The sequence below is a fragment of the Butyrivibrio sp. INlla16 genome (assembly GCF_900104155.1).
In the GTDB taxonomy this organism is placed as follows: domain Bacteria; phylum Bacillota; class Clostridia; order Lachnospirales; family Lachnospiraceae; genus Butyrivibrio.
Genome location: NZ_FMYB01000014.1, coordinates 1 through 20288 on the forward strand (window position 1 = coordinate 1; position 20288 = coordinate 20288).

The 20288-nt window shown below is 44.7% G+C and carries 19 protein-coding genes and 2 pseudogenes; 2 read left to right on the forward strand and 19 right to left on the reverse strand.

What is annotated here, in order from left to right; all coding sequences use genetic code 11:
• Nucleotides 1-240: pseudogene (locus BLR42_RS23270) on the forward strand (IS110 family transposase); the annotation flags it as partial.
• A gap of 118 nt (nucleotides 241-358) precedes the next feature.
• On the opposite strand, the gene BLR42_RS08360 reads toward BLR42_RS23270, so the two are convergent.
• From BLR42_RS08360 to mtaB, 18 genes and pseudogenes are all read right to left on the reverse strand, one after another.
• Nucleotides 359-1471: an ABC transporter ATP-binding protein gene (locus tag BLR42_RS08360; protein ID WP_170832689.1), complete on the reverse strand. Its 1113-nt coding sequence runs from the start codon at nucleotides 1469-1471 to the stop codon at nucleotides 359-361.
• 33 nt (nucleotides 1472-1504) lie between these two features.
• A complete protein-coding gene (locus tag BLR42_RS08365) occupies nucleotides 1505-2506 on the reverse strand; it encodes an ABC transporter permease (protein ID WP_091820028.1) in 1002 nt (333 codons plus the stop codon).
• A gap of 1 nt (nucleotide 2507) precedes the next feature.
• Nucleotides 2508-3440, reverse strand: coding sequence for an ABC transporter permease (locus BLR42_RS08370; RefSeq protein WP_091868222.1), 933 nt, complete (start codon nucleotides 3438-3440; stop codon nucleotides 2508-2510).
• Nucleotides 3441-3458: 18 nt separating this feature from the next.
• Nucleotides 3459-4148, reverse strand: a complete 690-nt coding sequence (locus BLR42_RS08375) for a cytidylate kinase-like family protein (protein ID WP_091820024.1) — start codon at nucleotides 4146-4148, stop codon at nucleotides 3459-3461.
• Nucleotides 4149-4177: 29 nt separating this feature from the next.
• Complete coding sequence (locus BLR42_RS08380; protein ID WP_091868224.1) at nucleotides 4178-5284, reverse strand: pyridoxal phosphate-dependent aminotransferase; 1107 nt, start codon at nucleotides 5282-5284, stop codon at nucleotides 4178-4180.
• Nucleotides 5285-5363: 79 nt separating this feature from the next.
• Nucleotides 5364-6371 carry a 2-hydroxyacid dehydrogenase gene (locus tag BLR42_RS08385; RefSeq protein WP_091868226.1) on the reverse strand — a complete coding sequence of 336 codons (1008 nt, stop codon included), beginning with the start codon at nucleotides 6369-6371 and terminating at the stop codon, nucleotides 5364-5366.
• Between the two features lie 24 nt (nucleotides 6372-6395).
• Complete coding sequence (locus BLR42_RS08390) at nucleotides 6396-7769, reverse strand: MATE family efflux transporter (protein ID WP_091868228.1); 1374 nt, start codon at nucleotides 7767-7769, stop codon at nucleotides 6396-6398.
• Nucleotides 7770-7926: 157 nt separating this feature from the next.
• Nucleotides 7927-9054, reverse strand: coding sequence for a pyridoxal phosphate-dependent aminotransferase (locus BLR42_RS08395; protein WP_091868230.1), 1128 nt, complete (start codon nucleotides 9052-9054; stop codon nucleotides 7927-7929).
• 209 nt (nucleotides 9055-9263) lie between these two features.
• Complete coding sequence (locus BLR42_RS08400) at nucleotides 9264-11375, reverse strand: glutamine synthetase III family protein (RefSeq protein WP_091868232.1); 2112 nt, start codon at nucleotides 11373-11375, stop codon at nucleotides 9264-9266.
• 311 nt (nucleotides 11376-11686) lie between these two features.
• Nucleotides 11687-11752, reverse strand: a pseudogene (locus BLR42_RS24205) (helix-turn-helix domain-containing protein); the annotation flags it as partial.
• Between the two features lie 363 nt (nucleotides 11753-12115).
• Nucleotides 12116-13372: a peptidase U32 family protein gene (locus tag BLR42_RS08405; protein ID WP_026498335.1), complete on the reverse strand. Its 1257-nt coding sequence runs from the start codon at nucleotides 13370-13372 to the stop codon at nucleotides 12116-12118.
• Nucleotides 13373-13458: 86 nt separating this feature from the next.
• Nucleotides 13459-14100, reverse strand: coding sequence for an O-methyltransferase (locus BLR42_RS08410; protein WP_091868234.1), 642 nt, complete (start codon nucleotides 14098-14100; stop codon nucleotides 13459-13461).
• Nucleotides 14090-14488, reverse strand: a complete 399-nt coding sequence (locus BLR42_RS08415; RefSeq protein WP_022760356.1) for an endolytic transglycosylase MltG — start codon at nucleotides 14486-14488, stop codon at nucleotides 14090-14092. Before BLR42_RS08415 ends, BLR42_RS08410 begins: the two co-directional genes overlap by 11 nt.
• An 18-nt stretch (nucleotides 14489-14506) precedes the next feature.
• On the reverse strand, nucleotides 14507-16189 hold the full coding sequence (locus tag BLR42_RS08420; RefSeq protein WP_091868236.1) for a ribonuclease J: 1683 nt from the start codon (nucleotides 16187-16189) through the stop codon (nucleotides 14507-14509).
• 120 nt (nucleotides 16190-16309) lie between these two features.
• Entirely contained in the window at nucleotides 16310-16570 is a 261-nt protein-coding gene (locus tag BLR42_RS08425) for a DUF1292 domain-containing protein (RefSeq protein ID WP_022760358.1), read from the reverse strand.
• Between the two features lie 3 nt (nucleotides 16571-16573).
• Entirely contained in the window at nucleotides 16574-17008 is a 435-nt protein-coding gene (ruvX, locus tag BLR42_RS08430) for a Holliday junction resolvase RuvX (protein WP_091868238.1), read from the reverse strand.
• Nucleotides 17008-17283 carry an IreB family regulatory phosphoprotein gene (locus tag BLR42_RS08435; RefSeq protein ID WP_026498337.1) on the reverse strand — a complete coding sequence of 92 codons (276 nt, stop codon included), beginning with the start codon at nucleotides 17281-17283 and terminating at the stop codon, nucleotides 17008-17010. The genes ruvX and BLR42_RS08435 overlap by 1 nt, the downstream gene beginning before the upstream one ends.
• A gap of 82 nt (nucleotides 17284-17365) precedes the next feature.
• A complete protein-coding gene (mtaB, locus tag BLR42_RS08440) occupies nucleotides 17366-18715 on the reverse strand; it encodes a tRNA (N(6)-L-threonylcarbamoyladenosine(37)-C(2))-methylthiotransferase MtaB (protein WP_091868240.1) in 1350 nt (449 codons plus the stop codon).
• A gap of 89 nt (nucleotides 18716-18804) precedes the next feature.
• On the opposite strand from mtaB, the gene BLR42_RS08445 reads away from it, so the two are divergent.
• Complete coding sequence (locus BLR42_RS08445; RefSeq protein ID WP_022760362.1) at nucleotides 18805-19035, forward strand: HPr family phosphocarrier protein; 231 nt, start codon at nucleotides 18805-18807, stop codon at nucleotides 19033-19035.
• 49 nt (nucleotides 19036-19084) lie between these two features.
• Here BLR42_RS08445 and thiI read toward each other — a convergent pair whose 3' ends face one another.
• Complete coding sequence (gene thiI, locus BLR42_RS08450; RefSeq protein WP_022760363.1) at nucleotides 19085-20287, reverse strand: tRNA uracil 4-sulfurtransferase ThiI; 1203 nt, start codon at nucleotides 20285-20287, stop codon at nucleotides 19085-19087.
• Nucleotide 20288 lies beyond the last annotated feature (1 nt).

Here is a 20288-nt window from a genome sequence, read left to right on the forward strand (position 1 = left end):
AATGCTGCTTCAAAATGTGGTCCATCAAGGCTCAGGAAGACTCTTTTTCAGCTTATGAGCACTATCCTTCAGAATAAACCAGCTAACGATCCGGTATATCAATTCCTTGACCGAAAACGCTCTGAAGGTAAGAATTACTATGTCTACATGACTGCTGGGGCTAATAAGTTTCTCCGTATTTACTATGGCAAAGTGAAAGCTCATTACAGAGAACTCGAAGCACAATCCCAAGAGCAATAATCAGTTGTCCAATATCAAGTCTTTCAAACCGGCAAATCATGGCGGTTTGTTTGTCATACAATTTTTCATACTTGCAACTTTCTTCAATTTTCTATTGACTTTTTATTAGTAGGCTTTCTCAGCTGGCTGCATAGGTTTCTTCCGGTGCTTCCACAGCTGCCTTATCAATCATCACTTCTATTCGTTCCTGAAGTTCTGCCGGAATCTTAACAACCGGTGCCTGAGGATTTTCGAGCCAGGATCTTACCACATGGGTCTCGGAAATCTGGTATTCCGGCGGCTCCTCCTCGTAGTCAATATTCAGAGCGTATCTGTTTCTCGGAGCAAATGCATCGCCCACGATTTTCTTAAGGAGGTTAGGCGGTGTTCCCGGAATCGCATACAGCCTGTCCGATGTTGTCTCCAATGTCGGAAGTGCCAGAAGAAGCCCCCAGGTATACGGGTGTCTCGGCTTTAGATAAATCTCCTCCGCCGTACCTCTTTCCACGATTTTTCCTGCATACATGACACAGACATAATCTGCAACCTTAGCAACAACTCCAAGATCATGCGTGATGAAAATTACGGAAATTCCTCTCTTTTCCTGCATCGTCTTGATAAGATCAAGGATTCTGGCCTGAATTGTCACATCCAGCGCCGTTGTAGGCTCGTCGCAAATGAGAATGTCCGGATTACAGGAAAGAGCAATTGCTATAACAACTCTCTGTCTCATACCTCCTGACAGCTGGTGCGGATAATTCTCCATACACAGCTTCGGATTCGGTATACCGACCTCATCAAGCAACTCTACTCCTCTCTCCCATGCATCCTTTTTACTCATCTTCAGATGCCTGATCATGCCCTCTGTAAGCTGATCACCTATTGAAAGAAGCGGATTCAGCGCAGTCATGGGATCCTGGAAGATCATCGCTATTTTTTGTCCGTTGAACTTTGCAATCTTTTCTCTTCTTGAAAACTTCAGAAGATCCACTGTTTTCTTCATTCCGTTTTCAATAAATGTATAAAGAATCTCTCCGTCGTTAATCTTCTGATTGGAACTTTCTATTCCCACAACAGACTTTACTGTTATGGATTTACCGCTTCCGGACTCCCCGACGATCGCCACCGTCTCTCCCTTATGAAGTGTGAAGCTCACGCCTCTAATAGCGTTGAGATTACCTGAAGATGTCCGAAACGAAATAGACAGATTTTTCACTTCGAGAATAGGTTCTCTGTAATTGATTTCTTTCATAACAGTCTCCTCTCCGGTTTAACCCATAATCCGTTAAACCCTTTTCTGCTTCGGATCAAGTGCATCTCGAAGTCCGTCTCCGATGAGATTAAGTGACAACATGAGCACTGCGAAGAACACTGCAGGTATTGCCAACTGATACGGATAGGTGAGCATATGATTGTATCCGTCATTTATGAGACTTCCAAGGGATGCCTGCGGTGCAGGAATTCCAAGACCAATAAAGGAAAGGAAGGATTCCATGAAAATCGCATTCGGAACCGACATCATAGCCATTACGATTACCGAGCTTAGAAGGTTCGGGAATATTTCTCTGAAAAGAATTGTTAAGGTTCCGGTTCCCAGTGTTCTGGATGCCATGATATGTTCACTCTGCTTAAGTCTTAATGTGTTTGCTCGAACCAGTCGGCTCATTCCGGTCCAGCCTGAAATTGTCATGGATACGATGATGGATGTAAGTCCGGGCTTTAAAACAACTACCAGGAGTGAAACGACAACCAGTGAAGGTATACCGTTAATTATCTCTATCACTCTCATCATTCCCGTATCCACTTTTCCTCCGTAATATCCGGCTATAAGTCCGTAGCCGACACCGATAAGGATATCAAGGACAGCGCTTATGGCTGCGATTATGAGTGAAATTCTTGTGCCCTGACAGAATCTTGTAAAAAGATCTCTTCCCAGGGTATCTGTACCAAACCAGTGATATACTCCGTCATTTCCTGTGAACTCGTACATATCCACGCCCTTGACGGTGCCGTTAAAGATTCCGAAATTTTCAAAAGCTGCTATTCTCGGCGGAAGGTTCTGCGCATCCACATTTACCTCATCATAGGTGTAGGCTGTCATCATCGGTCCGAACACCGCCAGAAGAATCATGAATACAAGAAATACTGTTCCGAAGACGGCGCCTTTATTCTGTGCAAAAATGTGAAGTGATTCTTTCCAGGATGCCTGTACTGCATAGGCATCATCTCTGTAAATCCCATCCCTGTTTGCAAATGCATACCTTTGTACATCAGCGTGTGCTACCATATCAATCACCTCCTGCCAGGCGAATTCTGGGATCGATCAGACCATACAGAATATCTATTACCAAAAGTGTAACTATGTACATTGCACTGAAGATAAATGCCAGTGTAATAACAACGTTGTAATCATTTGTTTCTATTGCCGTGATGAATAGTGATCCGATACCGGGTATTGAAAAAATCTGCTCAGCTACTGTGGAGCCTGTCATCATTCCCATCAGCATGGGTCCCATTACCGTTACCAGCGGAACCATCGCATTTTTAAGTCCGTGTACACCCACTACTCTCCATCTCGGCATGCCCTTTGTTTCAGCAAGCTGTATGTAATCCGAATCCATAACCTCTATCATCTCGTTTCTCGTAAATCTCGCCGTCATCGCCATGGGTGCGATTGAAAGAGCAAGTGTCGGAAGAATCGATGATAAAAACGGATGCTCCGACGAATAGGTAAGAGGGAAAAGCCCTGCTTTATATGCCAGGAAATATACCAGCCCGAGTGCTACAACGTAGGATGGAATACTTGAACCGATCATCGAAAATACCGTTGTTCCCGTATCCAGTGCTCCGTTGTGGTGAAGTGCTGCAATGATTCCGAGAATCAGTCCGAATATCACTCCTACCACGAAGGCCTGAACTCCGATTCGTATCGTTATAGGGAATCTGGTGGATAAAAGACTTGCCACCGGATAATTTTGCTGAATGTTATATGATACGCCGAAGTTTCCTGTCAGCATGTTTTTCACATATAGCACTATCTGTATCGGCACCGGCTTATCCAGCCCGTACTTTTCATACAGAACCTGGAGCTGAGTTTCTGTAAGTCTCTCATTATTAAATGGGGATCCCGGCATCAGCTGAAGCAGGAAGAAAAGTATGATGATGATGACCAGTGTTGTGCCGACTGCCATCAATGCTCTTTTTAAAATATACTTAGCCATATAGCTCCTCCTTCCCCGTTATGCATTCTTTGAAAATGTAAAGAGATTGCTCTCTGATGCCTTGGCCGGATAAACAACATCCTCACCGAACTTAAGAACCAGGTAATCCTTTATTGTTTCAACACATTTATCCTCGCCAACCCTCGCCATGTTGAAGGTCATATCGTAGTTGACGGGATTGGTCCAGTAATTTCCGTCAGTGTAATACTCGTAATACTTAGCTCTGTATTTATCAGTCTTTTCTATGAGCTTTGCTGCTTCTTCCTCATCAACATGCATCCTCTTTGTTATGCGCTCCAGACAATAAGCTCTGGGAGCTTCCACATAGAAGGAAGCAACATTGTCATAATTCTTTAATACAAAATCCGCACATTTTCCTATGATGATGCAGGATTCCGTATCAGCCAGATTCCTGATGATGTCGCACTGGGCTCTGAAAATCTCTTCATCCGATTCAAATTTCTTCTGAACCGCTTTGGGTTCTGTGGTTCTCGGAAGCTTTCGAAGAAGAGCATTTATGGATCCTTTTCTAAGCTTTTCATCTATCTCTATGAGCTCTGCCGTTTCTTTTCCTGTCATCTTGGATGCAAGTGCCAGAATTGTATTTTCATAGCAGCTAATCCCCAGCTCATCCGCCAGCCTCATCCCCAGCGCTTTTCCTCCGGATCCAAAGCCTCTTGCTATGGTAACCACGAAGTTCTTTTTCATATTCCTCACCTCTCCTTCGGGAGTGTTTCTTATGCCGTTGCCTTTAGTGCATGCATTATCTCCGCAAGATACATAATGAATCTCTCACAGTCCTCCATATATGAGACGGAGACTCTGTTCATGCCTGCCTGAGCAGATATGAAGATTCCTTTCTCCATCATCCTGTACTGGACTTCAACCGGATCCACATGAGCATTGAAGAAAATGAAATTCGTCTGGGAATCATATACATCACATCCAAGAGCCTTCATTTCTTTTGCGAGATAATCGCGCCCCCTTACTACCTGCTCATGTACATAAGCTCCATGCTCCTTATCCTTGATTGCTGCAGCAGCTGCTGCCTGTGAGGTCTTTGATACGCCAAACTGTGTTCCGCATTTTGCAAGCCATGTACTGATCTCAGGCTGAGCCAGTGCATATCCTACTCTCACACCTGCCATACCATAGAACTTTGAAAAAGTCTTAAGTGCGATAATCGGTTTCTCCGGCAATTCCTTCATACACTCCACTATGCTCTGACAATCCGGAGCATCCGAAAATTCGATGTAGGCTTCGTCGTATACCTGGATAACATCATCGGGACAGCTTTCCGCAAATCTTCTTAGTTCATCTATTCCGATGTATGTTCCGGTGGGGTTATTCGGGTTACAGATGTAAACCATCTTGGTCTTTTCGGTTATTTCAAGGAGCATCTTTGCAAGATCAAACTTGAGATCATCCTTCATCTGAATTATCTTCACTGTTGCTCCATGCATCTGTGCGGTATCAATAATTGCGGGGAAGGTCGGCATACACAGCATCAGCTCATCCCCGGGATCAAGAAAAGCTGTTCCCATAGCATCTATCATTGCGCTTGATCCGCATCCTGTTGTGACATATTCAGTTGTAAGTCCGAAGTTTTCGGCGATTGCTTCCTTAAGATCCTTCTGAGTCCAGTCTGCATAGAGATTTGAAACAGGACTCGCCTCGCTGATTGCTTCCAGCGCCTTGGGCGACATTCCGAATACATTTTCATTGAGTCCCATGTGTCTTAACTTGGCAAAATCGATATTTCCCATCTTTCTGCTGGCACGCAGTGTCTCGGGCTTCTCCCTGAGGGCCTTACATAATAAACTCTTAACTTCTGTAGTATTCATAATTGTCTCCTCCTTGTGATTGTTTTCCCCTCATCCGGTCCTTCGGACCACCTTCCCCCCAAGGGGAAGGCTTGTATATTCAGGCCACTACGCTTGTGGGGTGGCCTTCCTTCCAGTTGAGGAAGTTTTCGCCGGCAATTTTTATGCTTCTGATCTTGGCTTCAATTGGCATCCAGGCGATATGCTCCGTAATTCTAGTGTTCTGACATTTCATCAGTTCACAGGGTTCTGAGAGGGGTTCGCCTGCTACGACGTCAAGTCCTGCTGCGTAGATCTTTCCGCTGTCGAGTGCTTCCTTTAATGCAGCCTCGTCGATGATTGCACCTCTTGCTGTATTTATAAGAATTACTCCGTCCTTCATCTTTGCTATCGCTGCTGCATCGATGAGACCCTTGGTCTCAGGTGTAAGCGGACAGTGAATTGAAATCACATCACTCCGTTCAAGGACTTCCTCCAGACTCACCTGCTCTATTCCTTCGTATTCGGGGCCGGTCTTTACATGTCTGCTGTTGGCTACAACCTTCATTCCAAAGCCTTTTGCCATCTTCGCTGCGCAAAGTCCGATATTACCAAGTCCAACTATTCCGAAGGTCTTATTGTAGAGCTCAATCTGTCTTGTGAACTGTCTCTTTCCTTCATTTCCGGGTTCCCACTGGGTTACCCTGTAGAAATAATCGTTTTTACTTATGTTGTGGCAGATATCCATCAGAAGTGCCCAGGCATATTCTGCAATTGTGGTATCTCCGTACACTGTATTGGTAACCGTGCAGTGATGCTTATGGCAGGCATCTTCATCGATTTCTCCAAAGCCGTGTGCCAGTGTGGATACATATTTAAGTCTGGGGTGCTCTGTAAGGAGCTTTTCGGATATCATTCCATCCTGGATCCAGGCTCCTATTACCGCGTCGTAATCGGAAACAGTCTCGTCAAAATTTCTAAGCTTCATGAAATCTATCCATTCAACTTCATCCGAGGGTTCCAGCTTTTCGATGAGCGACTTTTCCCAAAGTCTCTCAAAAAATGCCTCATCATATCCCGGACCGTAAGTCGATTCCATTGATTTTTGTTTTACAATTGCTATTTTCATAATGCTCCTCCTTCTGCCAGATATTTATGATGCAGCAGCTGCCTTCTTATCAGGCATTGGCGATACGCTCGCCTTAACAACCGCTTTTGTCTCCCATTTATGACCATGAAATCTGATCGTATTCATCACAGCTCTGAAAGCCCAGTCTATTGTCATTGCTATCCAGACTCCGAGGACTCCCATTTCAAGGCCCTTTGCAATGATGTATGCAAAGCCGATTCTGAAAATCCACATTGAAACTATACTTGTTGTCATCGTGAACTTCGCATCTCCAGCACTCCTAAGCACGCTTGCTATTGTGAAGGACAGTGGCCAGATTGCCATGCAGCAGATGCTGTGATATCTGATAAGCTGCAATGCGTAATGTGTTCCAAGCTCTGTCAGGTTGTACATTCCGGCTATATTTCCCGCCAGTATGAAAAGGATAATATTAAGTGTTATCAAAAATGCGTAGGTGATTTTCAAAAGCTTTTTCACATATCCTCTTGCCAGATCATATCTTCCGGCTCCGACGCACTGACCAACTACTGTTACAAGTGCGAGTCCCATTGCCGATCCGGGGATATCCGCCAACATCTCAACTGTGTTAGCACAGGCGTTTGCGGCAATTGCAGCAGTTCCAAAACCGGAAATGAGCGATTGTGTAAGGAGTTTTCCAATCTGGAACATGCTGTTTTCCATTGCCTGCGGTACTCCGATTGATAGGACCTTCCTAAGCATGTCCGGATGCCATCCGAATCTGAAGTACTTATCTATATGAACCGGAAGCGTCTGCTTCCTGATCATAGTCAGAATCACTGTCGCCGCTACTGCTCTTGATACGAGTGTTGCATAGGCCACACCGGAAACCTGCATTCCCATTTTGAATACCAGGATGTAATTCAGCCCGATGTTAATGCCGTTCATTATTGCTGACATAACCATTGATATATGTGCATTGTTCATTACTCTGAAAAGAGCTGCTCCTGCGTTATAGGTTGCAAGGAAAGGAAAAGAACAAGCTACAATGTAGAAATAGGTGATAGCATTTTTCATTACCAGCTCATCTACATTTCCGTATATAAGCTTTAGTATCTGTCTGTTGAAAAGAAGTGCCACCACTGTGAGTACCCCTGAAAGGAGTATGCAAATAAACATCTGCTGGTTGGCGCCTTCGCAGGCCTTCTTTTTATCTCCCGCTCCGATGAGCTGTGCTACTACTACAGATCCTCCGGATGCCATAGCTGCAAATGCCATGATCAGGAGTACGCATATGGAATTGACAAGTGATATTCCCGATACTGCTTCCTCACCGGCTCCTGATACCATGATCATGTCTGCCATGCCTACCGTAACTGCCAGGAGCTGTTCTATTACCATCGGGATGATCAGCTTCATAAGTTTTTCTCTGCTAAACATTTCCTGCTCTCCTCCCTGTCAAACTTTCCGTATCCTTATAACAAAAAAGGCGCCGGATGTTTTATCTCCGACGCCGTTGTCTTTGCTATGGGTGTATTATATGGGCATCTGTTTTGTATGACAAATACCTGTTAATTTATACCTCATAATTTTTTTGTTATACCGCTATCTTCCGATACTGCCTAAGGTAATCGGTAAGCACATTCAAGAACTGCTTATTCTGCCAGGGTAATCCGATACTCACACGAATATACTCCTCTGAGAAATATCTGATGAAAACTCCCCTGGATTCAAGGTAGTCCATACACTCTTTGGTATCGCAGTGAGGAGCAAAGTAGATAAAGCTTGCCGAACTCGGAACCACTGTGATTCCAAGCTTTTCCATCTCCTCAGTAAGGTAGGTTCTCTGTGAAGTATTGTTTTCCTTAGCTGCATTGTAATACTCATAGTCCTCCAGGGCCGCTGCTGCCCCCGCTGCGCCAATTCTGTTGGGCCCCATAAAGCCTGCAATTGATCCAAGGCACTGCGTAACCTCGGCGTTAGCCACTGCATATCCAACCCTGCAGCCCGCAAGTCCATATATTTTTGAGAAGGTCCTCAGAATAATAAGATTCCTTCCGTCCTCGACCATCTTAAGCGCACTTGGATATGAGTCATCAGCTATCCAGTCAATATAGGCCTCATCCACCACAGTGATCACGTGCTCAGGCAACTTTTTTATAAAATCAAACAGCTTATCCGGATCCAGCAAAGTGCCCGTGGGATTATTCGGATTGCAGATGAAAATGAGCTTAGTCTTATCGTTTATCGCTTCGTATATTTTATCAAGGTCCGTACTTACTCCGTCCTCGGCTTCCACCTCTACAAGTTTTGCTCCGAATCTTTTCGGAAGTATGTAATATGCCATATATGTCGGAGAGCAGACCAGCATCTCATCATCAGGGTTCAGAAAGGCCTCGCCAATTGCCTGAATTCCGCTACCGGAACCGCTAAAGGTTGTTATGCACTCCAGCGGAAATCCCACATGCTTTGAGATTTTCCTTTTAAGATTAAGTATCGTCTCCATGGGATATAAATTCCCCTGCCCCAGCTCAGCAGACATGGCCATCATCGCCTTGGGGCCCGGTCCCATCTGGTTCTCATTGGCATTGAGCTTAATTACCGGCATTCCGGAATCAAATTTGAACTGCTTTCCTCCGGCGACATAGGCTGTGAAATCTTTAAGTGGTTCTCTCATCAAATCTCTTGTTGTCATGACTGTTTCTCCTTTCCTGACTGTTTTCATATTGCCTCCCGCTTTCTCCTATTGGTAAATTACAAATACATTTCAATAAGAGAAAAAGGCGCAACCTCTTACTGAGATTACGCCTTTGCATCTGTAATGCTTGTATTATAATTAGCACAATATTACAAAAACAAATATCTGTTGTTTTATACCTTATAACTATTTAGTTATAGGGCTTTGTCATTATCCGAGATGCGATATGTTTTATATCAGCCTTCAAAGAGAAGATCCGCATAGGTCGGGAACGGCCAGTCGTTCTTATCCACAAGCATTTCCAGCTTATCCGCGGGAGTTCTGAGCGCTGTCATTGCGGGAACTACCTTATCCTTGCAATAATATGCTCTCTTTCTGGGTTCGGATATGCTTCTTGCCTTTTTCTCTTCCTTAGTGAGCTTATCAAGAGCCTTCTTCATTGCTGCGAGCTCTTTTGTAACTTCTGTAAGTTCACTTGTCATAACCGAAACATCGCAGCCTGCTGCCTTGACTTCGTTGATATTTGAAGCAAGTCCGCCTGCGTACTTCATAACCGCAGGAATGATCTGCTTACTTGCCATATCAATCATGGTGAGTGCTTCGATATTGATAGTCTTGGAATATGTCTCGAAAATAATCTCCTGACGTGCCTCCAGCTCTGTCTTTGTAAATACGCCAAACTTCTTAAAGAGGTCGATTGCCTTCTTGGTTGTGAGAACTTCAGCTGCCTCGATGGTCGAAGGAATGTTGGGAAGTCCTCTTCTCTCTGCTTCCTTCTTCCACTCCTCTGAATATCCGTCGCCATTGAAGATTACTCTCTGGTGCTTTGTCAGGTACTCCTTGATGATATCGTGTACTTCCATATCAAAATCAGAAGCCTTCTCAAGTCTGTCTGCTGCCTCGCTGAATGCTTCTGCAACAATTGTATTAAGCGCTGTATTTGAGCTTGCCATAGAGTCGGAGGAACCAACCATACGGAACTCAAACTTATTTCCGGTAAAGGCGAAGGGTGAAGTACGGTTTCTGTCCGTAGCATCCTTCTCAAATTCGGGAAGTGTTGAAACACCTGTCTTAAGCTTTCCGCCGCGCTTGGACCTCTTGGCTTCACCTGTCTCAATAAGCTGGTGAACAACATCCTCAAGCTGCTCTCCAAGGAACATGGAAATAATAGCCGGAGGTGCCTCATCAGCGCCGAGACGGTGGTCATTTCCAACGTCAGATGCGCTCTGTCTAAGGATATCAGCATGTCTGTCGACAGCCTTAACTATGCAGGCAAGTACAAACAAAAACTGAATATTTTCATTTGGTGTATCACCGGGATCAAGGAGATTAACTCCTGTATCCGTGCAAAGAGACCAGTTATCGTGCTTACCCGAACCATTAACGCCCTGGAACGGCTTTTCGTGCAGAAGGCATCTCATGTTGTGATGCTCCGCAACTCTCTTCATGGTCTCCATGATGATCTGGTTGTGATCTACTGCGATATTAGCTTCCTCGTAAATCGGGGCAAGCTCGTGCTGTCCGGGAGCAACCTCGTTGTGCTGAGTTTTTCCGGGAACTCCGAGCTTCCAGAGCTCGTTGTTAAGATCCTTCATGAACTCTCCGACGCGCTCTCTGATTACGCCGAAGTAATGATCCTCCATCTCCTGTCCCTTGGGCGGCTGAGCTCCGAAAAGTGTACGGCCCGTGAAGATAAGGTCGGGGCGCTGCAGGCTCTTCTTCCAGTCCACAAGGAAGTACTCCTGCTCGGGACCAACTGATACATTTATTTTCTTTGCCTCGGTATTGCCGAAAAGATGAACGATCCTCAAAGCCTGCTCACTTACAGCCTGCATGGATCTAAGAAGGGGAGTCTTTTTATCAAGAGCCTCTCCGTTATAAGAACAAAATGCGGTGGGTATGCAGAGTGTTACGCCTGCACCTGTCTCCTTAAGGAAAGCGGGAGATGTGATATCCCATGCTGTATAACCTCTTGCCTCGAAGGTTGCGCGAAGTCCTCCTGAAGGGAAGGATGAAGCATCCGGCTCGCCCTTAATGAGATCTTTTCCTGAAAAAGATGTCATCATGTGTCCGTCGCCTCTGGCGCTTGTGATAAATGCATCGTGCTTCTCGGCAGTAATACCGGTAAGCGGCTGGAACCAGTGAGTATAGTGCGTTGCACCGTGCTCCATCGCCCAGTTTTTCATTGCGTTTGCTACAGCATCCGCAGAAGCCAGTGAGAGATCTCCGCCCTTTTCCATGACCTGGATGACCTCTTTGTACACACTCTTGGGCAGACGCTCGCGCATTCTCTCAAGTGTGAACACATTTTTACCGAAAAGTTCCTCAACCATGACCTGCTTACTCATATACACCTCATTTTCATTTTTTGATATTCAAGAGTATTTCGCCAATGATTGTACTATATTAGTTCGAATTACACAAATTCAAAATCACAGGAATACTACTTATAAATGAACTCATAGGGGCAAAATGCAAATCCTGCCTTCATTTTTTATTACACCTTATTACTACTTAATTACAGGTTTCATTTTCCATTACATCTTATTACTACTTATTACAGGTTTGTTATTTATTAATTCTTATTAATACTTTCAAAAAATCTCAGCAAGTAATTTAATTACTTCCTGAGATTCTTGTATTATTACCATATATATTTTTATCCTTTAGGTGGAACATATTCAAGAATATCTGTAATATCACATTCTAGAGCATGACATAGATTATTATTACCAGAACATCATCGGATTATCCTGACAAGAAACCATTGACGCATTACTCCGGAAAAGTTAATGAAGTAAATTTTCAGGCATTTTGGTATACCTATTGAGGCCTTTATGAAGCTTGTTTCATTGAAAAAGTAAATAGAACGCTGATTTTTCCGTTTTAGTATCCCTATTTTGAAAATTCATGGGTACCATAGTCCCGAAAAAGACATTTCATTTACAAATAGTCATGGAAAAGTCTTAAAACAAGCCTAAAAGGTATACCAAAATGGTAAAATCGCTCTCGCATTTACAAATACAGCTTCCGCCCGATGAAAAGGTTACCGGAAGTGGTTACGGCACCAATACTATAGTGACTCAAATCAACACGAAATATTCTCGCTTGACCCCGTGTGTACTCTCAAGATATCGTACTTCTCGGTCTCCTGATCAAGCTTGATATAAAGTACCTGCTTGGGATGAGGACAGCTCTCCATCTCATCTCCGTCTTCGTTAATGATCCCGAGGACCTTGGTCTCGATGTCGCGTCCGTCTGGCTTCATTATCTCAATGGTATCGCCCACGCAGAACTTATTTCTCTGCTCAATCTTAGCAAGGCCACGCTCATTGACCTCACCGACAATACCGAGGTAGGTATACTCATTGACATAAGTATTTGCGTCATAAATCTGAGCATCGTCTGAGGGCTTGCCAAAATAGAAGCCTGTGGTGAACTGTCTGTAGGTACATCTTGAAATCTCATCAAGGTACCAGGGCATGTTCTCGCGGTATTTTTCCTCGGATTCGAAGTAATCATCAATAGCCTTGCGGTAGGTTCTGGCAACGGTTGCAACATAAAGAGCTGTCTTCATGCGGCCCTCAATCTTGCAGCTGTCGACACCTGCATCCACAAGCTCCGGAATATGCTCAATCATGCACAGATCCTTGGAGTTGAAAATGAAGGAGCCTCTCTCGTTCTCGTATACCGGAAGGTATTCGCCGGGTCTTGTCTCCTCAACCACCGCATATTTCCAGCGGCAGGGATGTGTACACTCGCCGTGGTTGGCATCGCGGCCCGTGAAATAGTTTGATAAAAGGCAGCGGCCGGAATAGCTTATGCACATTGCGCCGTGGATAAAGCTCTCAATCTCAAGATCATCGGGGATATTTTCACGAATCTCCTTGATCTCTTTAAGTGAAAGCTCTCTTGCGGCAACTACTCTCTTTGCGCCCTGGTCTGCCCAGAATTTATAGGTCTCGTAGTTTGTATTATTGGCCTGAGTTGATACGTGGATATCAATTTCGGGACAAATTCTTCTTGCCATCATGAACATGCCGGGATCTGCGATGATAAGTGCGTCAGGTCCAAGCTCCTTTAATTCATGAAAATATTCCTCTGCCCCTTTAAGGTCATCGTTGTGCGCAAGGATATTTGCTGTGACATGCACATGTACTCCATGCTCATGGGCAAACTTAATGCCCTCAGCCATATCGTCGTGGCTGAAGTTTTTAGCCTTTGCGCGAAGACCAAAGGAGTTCCCGCCGATGTATACGGCATCTGCTCCGAAAATTACTGCTGTTTTTAATACTTCAAGGCTGCTGGCAGGGATTAGCAGCTCTGGTTTGTGTTTTTCTCTCATATAACCCTCATCCGGCGCTTCGCGCCACCTTCCCCCAGTGGGGGAAGGCATATTATCTACTTTCTACCCTCTCAGGGAAGGCTTGTTTACAATTTCAGCGACATGGCCATGCCATCGCCCACGTTCAAAATAACGCTTTGGAGCTCGGGATCATGCTTGATTGCAAACAGGTACTCCCGCATTCTCTCATGAATCGTGCGGTTGCGCCTTGTAACAGCGAATCTCGACTCCATCACATTTCCGTCCTGGAGCACGTTGTCGGACAAAAGGAGTCCTCCCTTTACAAGGAGCCTCTTGCAGTCCGGCAAAAAGTTGATATATTGACCCTTTGCGGCGTCCATAAAAATAAAATCATACTGCCCGGAAAGCTGCGCCAGAATATCTGCTGCATCCCCCTCAAGCAGTGTGATTTTATGGTTTGTATCATATTTATCGAAGTTTGCATGAGCGACAGGTATGCGCTTTTCAAACTTCTCTATTGTGGCTATCTTAGTATCATCGTCTGAATAGGTCGCCATCAGAAGTGCGGAGAAGCCCACCGCACAGCCGACTTCCAATATGTTCTTCGGATGATTCATCTGAAGGAGAAACCTTATAAGGCTCTGGGTATCCTTCCTTATTATCGGCACGTCATCCGCAAGAGATTTTCTCTCAAGCTCATCAAGAAAAGGGGCATTGCCCTGATCAAGCGAATTGATGAAGGTGCTTATTCTCTCATCACTGATCACCTGAATCCTCCTCGCTCTCTGCGATAGAAGATGCACTCATTATCCCTATAATCTCATCCGGCGTCATTGACGGGCTGAGTTCATAGGTACCGGGTGCTATCATTCCGTGATACTCCGAAAATCTCTCCTGAAGCCAAAACAGCTTGCTGTTATTGATGATTCCCCTGTTTTCAAGGAGCTCAGCTATCTCTCCCACAGACATACTGTCCGTTATCGATACCGACACGGTTCTGGTATCATACTTAGAAGCCGGAACCTGATTATAAATATTGTATCCGTATGTATAGGCCTCAGATGCGTACTTACTTATCAGCATCACGGCAACTATAACAAGCAGAACCTTGACTAAAGTATCAAGAATTCCAAGTCCTATTCCCCTTGCGTCCATAGTTCCTCTTTTCTGTCATTAGTAGTTAGAATCCATGATAATAGGAAGAATCATGGGTCTTCTCTTTGTCTTCTTCCAGATAAAATCTGATAAAACATCTTTAACTATGTTTTTAAGCTTATTCCAGTCTGTAATATTTCTGTCAAGTGCCTCGGTAACCTCATCGAGCACAAGGTCTGTTGCATCCTCGATCAGCTGATCGGACTCTCTAACATATACGAATCCCCTGGATACAATGCTGGGCCCTGATACGATCTGCGCATTTTCTCTGTCTATTCCGAACACAACAATTACAATACCATCCTCTGCAAGTCTTTGTCTATCACGGAGAACCACATTTCCAACGTCTCCGACACCGAGACCGTCAACAAGAATAGTTCCTACAGGCACTTTTCCAACGACCTTAGCCTTCTCCTCAGTCAGCTCCAGAATATCTCCGGACTTTATTATGAAAATATCATCCTTATCCATTCCGAGGCCCATCGCAATGTTCTTCTGGGCTATCAGATGTTTGTACTCACCGTGAACGGGAATCGCGTACTTAGGATGAACAAGTGTGTAGATAAGCTTTATATCCTCCTGGCAGGCATGTCCGGAAACATGAACATCCTGGAAAATAACATCAGCGCCTCTCACAAGGAGGTCGTTTATGATATTTGTAACCGCCTTCTCATTACCCGGAATCGGATGTGATGAAAAGATGATTGTATCGCCGGGTCTGATGCTTATCTTCTTGTGCTGTCCGCTCGCCATACGGCTAAGAGCAGCCATGGACTCACCCTGGCTTCCCGTTGTGATAATAACTGTCTTGTTATCGGGATAATTGTTAAGCTGATCAATCTCAATCAGCGTATTGTCCGGTATTTTGATGCATTCGAGCTTCTGGGCAATATCGATGATATTGACCATACTTCTGCCCTCGACTACAACCTTCCTGCCGAATTTATACGCAGTATTTATGATCTGCTGAACACGGTCAACATTGGAAGCAAAGGTTGCAACGATGATTCTCGAATCCGAATGCTCCTCAAAAAGTGAATCGAAGGTCTTACCCACGGTTCTCTCAGACGCCGTAAATCCGGGTCTCTCGGCATTGGTGGAATCACACATAAGTGCAAGAACGCCCTTTTTACCAATCTCTCCAAATCTCTGAAGATCAATGGGATCTCCGAAAACAGGAGTATAATCCACCTTGAAGTCACCGGTGTGAACCACGATTCCTGCAGGTGAATATATAGCAAGTGCAGCCGCATCAACAATCGAATGGTTGGTGCGAATAAACTCAACTCTGAAGTCTCCAAGGTTGATGGACTGTCCGAATTTAACAACCTTTCTTCTGACCTTCTTTAAAAGTCCGTGCTCTTCAAGCTTATGCTCAATGATGCCCATTGTAAGCCTTGTGGCGTAAATCGGAACCCCTATCTCTTTAAGTACATAGGGAAGCGCACCGATATGATCCTCATGTCCGTGAGTTATCACAAAGCCCTTTATTTTATCAATGTTGTTCTTAAGATAAGTAATGTCGGGGATTACCAGGTCGATTCCCAGCATATCATCATCGGGGAATGACAAACCGCAATCCACTACAATAATACTGTCCTCATATCTGAAGGCAGTAATGTTCATTCCAATCTGCTCAAGGCCTCCAAGCGGTATAACCTGAAGCCCTGACGCGGATTTATTAATATTCTTTTTATTCAATCAGTTTTCCTCCAAAATTGTTTCGATGGCCGAAAAGATAATCCCATGATCTGAGCCTGCCGGTCTTTTCCCCAGTCCTGAACTACCGGTATAAAGCGATTCACGGATTAAATCCCCGGATCAATCGAGTCCTATATCATCTTCTTCAAGAAGTTTTCTGAAAACAACAGCAACTGCTTCAAGCTCACTGTCATCATCTACAATTGTATAATTAGCCTCGGTTTCACCCTCAGCTGAATCATCGCGAAGTATCAGCGCCTCGCCGTCTCCATCCTCGACATCAGTCACAAGAATGTAGGACTTGGCACCTATTACAGTCTGTTCCAAAACAAAAAAATCCACCGGCTCCTCGCCTTCGGGACGAAATGTTATCTTTTCCATTTATTACTCATTTACCTCTTTATCCCTGTTATCAAGGTAGTCCTGTAAAATGATCTGCGCTGCGATCATATCCACATACTCCTTGCGGTCTGCTTTTTTAATTCCAACCTCGTCCATTATGGCGTCAGCTTCAACAGTAGTAAGCCTCTCATCCCACATGATAACGGGAAGGGATGTGCGTCTCTCGAGCTTCTCCTTGAACTCCAAGGATAAACCTGAACGCACAGATTCAGACTGATCCATGTGCAAAGGCAGGCCCAAAACTATAAGCTCAACCTTGTACTCCTGAATCAGCTCTTCAATTCTAGCCAGTGTTTTACGAAGCTTATTCTCTTCTTTTCTACGGATAATCTCTTTGGCCTGTGCCGTCATCAAAAGCTCATCGCTAAGAGCAACGCCCACAGTCCTTGATCCGTAATCCAATCCCATTATTCGCATTATTTTCTGGACCAGTTATTATTCTTTATATACTCCGTGAGCATCTCTTCCACAAGCTCATCACGCTCAACCTTCATGATAAGACTTCTGGCGCCCATATGGCTCGTAATATATGTAGGATCTCCGGACATGATATATCCGACGATCTGGTTAACCGGATTGTACCCCTTCTCCAGAAGCGCCTCATATACAACGGAGAGAACCTTCTTGACCCCTGTCTCAGGATCAACATCTACTTTAAAAAATTGTGTATTTCCAAGATTAGTATCAGACATATAGCTATCCTCACATATTAAAATTGCGCCTTTTTCTCCATCATTATCGGCACATACTTGATTTTATCATAACGCATATAACTTAAATAAGCAATGTATCGTCTCTTAAGAAACTATTAAACGTGTGCTCCGTAATATCTCCGGACTTTATTCCAAGCTCATCCGCCTTATCCTTCGGAGCCGCAATCCTGATGTATCTTGTGGTGAGACCAATAAGGTATTCATTGCCATCAATGGTTTCAAAGTCCTCCCAGAGAACCTTCTCTGTCGCACCTATGAAGCTTTCTCTGTAGCGCTTTGACTGTTCCTTCGTCATTGTGAGAAGAACGTTACTTCTTGCAGTCTTTTCCCTGTCAGTCAGCTGATCCTCCATTTTGGCAGCCACCGTACCCTTTCTCGGAGAGTATTTGAACACATGCATTTCATAAAAATCGATATCCTCCGCGAACTGCCTGCTCTCCTCGAAGGTCTCCTCTGTTTCACCGGGGAATCCAACGATGATATCCGTCGTTATTGCGGGTTTATCGTATACCTTCCTCAAAAGGCGTACGCTCTCGGCATATTCCTCAGCGCTGTAGTGTCTGTTCATGCGCTTAAGGGTGTCATTGCTGCCGCTTTGAAGTGAGAGGTGGAAATGCGGACAAACCTTGGGAAGCGCCGCCATACCTTCCGCCATCTCCTCAGTGATAATGCGGGGTTCAAGGGAACTAAGTCTTATTCTGTCGATACCTTCTATATCATTGAGCTTTTGTAAAAGTGAAAGCAGCGCAGATTCTCCCTTATCAAGGCCATAGGAACTGATATGTATTCCGGTGAGAACTATCTCCCTGCAGCCATCAGCCGCAAGCTTCCTGACCTCACACAGAATCTCAGCCTCATCCCTGCTCCTGATGCGCCCTCTTGCATAAGGAATTATGCAGTAGCTGCAGAACTGGTTACAGCCGTCCTGAATCTTAATATAGGCTCTTGTGTGCCCGGGCATGTTTTTTAATTCCATGCGCTCATATTCCTGCGCAGGATCGTTAATCTCAGTCATGCTCTCGCCGCCAAGAAGCTTATCCACCTTAAGACCGGTCTGTTCCTCTTTCTTTTCAAAATAGTCCCTTAAAATCTCGACTATTTCTGTCTTCTTATTGTTTCCTACAATAAGATCGATGCTGTCGTCGGCCTTCACACCCTCTTTATCAGTCTCAACATAGCATCCGCACGCCACAACCACAGCCTCAGGATTCTTCCTCTTAGCCCTGTGGAGCATCTGTCTGCTCTTATGGTCCGCGATCGAGGTAACAGAACAGGTATTGATGATATACACATCTGCCTTCTCGTCAAATGCCACAATATTGTATCCGCTCTCTTGTAACTTTTGCCCCATAACATCTGTCTCATATCGGTTTACTTTACAACCGAGACTGTGTAAGGCGACACTTTTCATATTAAACCTCCGCTAATTTCGACGTATTATATCATTGACTTTTAACGTCCTTCCGTTTATCATGAAGAAAAGAAGGAGGTATTTGCGCAATGAAAACCGTAAAAATTTCTTTAAATTCTATCGATAAGGTTAAGTCTTTTGTAAACGATATTACAAAGTTCGATTATGATTTCGACCTTGTATCCGGTAGATATGTAATTGACGCAAAGTCCATCATGGGTATTTTCTCACTTGATCTTTCTAAGCCGATTGATCTTAACATCCATGCTGAAGACGGCGCCGATGAAGTGCTTTCAATCTTAAAGCCTTACATGATCTAATTTTAAAATCTACTGAAACCTGCGACAGCGTCGCAGGTTTTTTTAGATTTCAGGCTTCCAACACAATAATCTCATCCGTATCCAGTGCGGTCTGCACCAGTTCATCAATCTTCTCATCAAGTCTGTGCTCGTGAGCCCTGATAACCTCAAGCCTCGGCTTTGTTACGGGATGCTTTGCCACGAAAATTGTACAGCAATCCTCGTAAGGAAGTATCGAAGTCTCATAGGCATCAATTTTCAGTGAAATATCAACAATATCCTGCTTATCAAACGCGATCAGCGGTCTGTATACAGGCATATCCGTTACAACCTCGTTGGTCGCCATAAGGCTCTCCATTGTCTGTGATGCAACCTGTCCGATACTCTCACCGGTTACAAGTCCCATGCACTTATTCTGAGCTGCAATTGTGTCTGCAATTCTCATCATATATCTGCGCATGATGATAGTAAGCTCATCGTGCGGACACTGCTTGTAGATATACATCTGAATATCGGTAAAGTTGATAACATGAAGTCTGACTTTCCCCGTAAATCTCGCGATAACCTTAGCAAGATCAACAACCTTCTGCTTTGCCCTCTCACTTGTATAAGGCGGAGCATTAAAATAAACCGCCTCAATCTCGGCGCCGCGCTTTGCGATCATGTAGCCCGCAACGGGAGAATCGATACCGCCTGAAAGAAGAAGACAAGCCTTACCGCTGGTTCCGATCGGCATTCCGCCGGGACCGGGAATGATCTCGGAGTAGATGTTAACCTTCTCACGGATCTCAACACTTACGAGAATATCGGGCTCTCTGACATCAACCTTCATCTCCGGGAATGCATCAAGTACCTGCGCGCCGATCTCGGCTGCTGCCTCCATCGAATCGAGAGGATAGGTCTTATCCACACGTCTGCACTTAATCTTGAAGGTCTTGTTTTTATCCGGATAAACTCCGTCAAGGAATTTTATAACCTCAGCTGACAAGCCGTTAATATCGGGAAGCTTTCCGTCTCCGTCCCTCTCAATGCATACTGCGGGACAAATTCCGGTGATTCCGAACACTGTCTGAAGAGCAGCCACGGTCTCATCAAAATCAAAGCCCTTCGCATTTAAGTAAATTCTTCCGGAAACTCTGAAAATGCTGAACTCACCCTCGCACTTTTCAAGAACGCGCTCCATCTGTTTTACCAGCGCCTCCTCGAAGAGGTATCTGTTCTTACCCTTAATTCCTATCTCTGCGTACTTAATTATAAATGCATGGTACTGCATG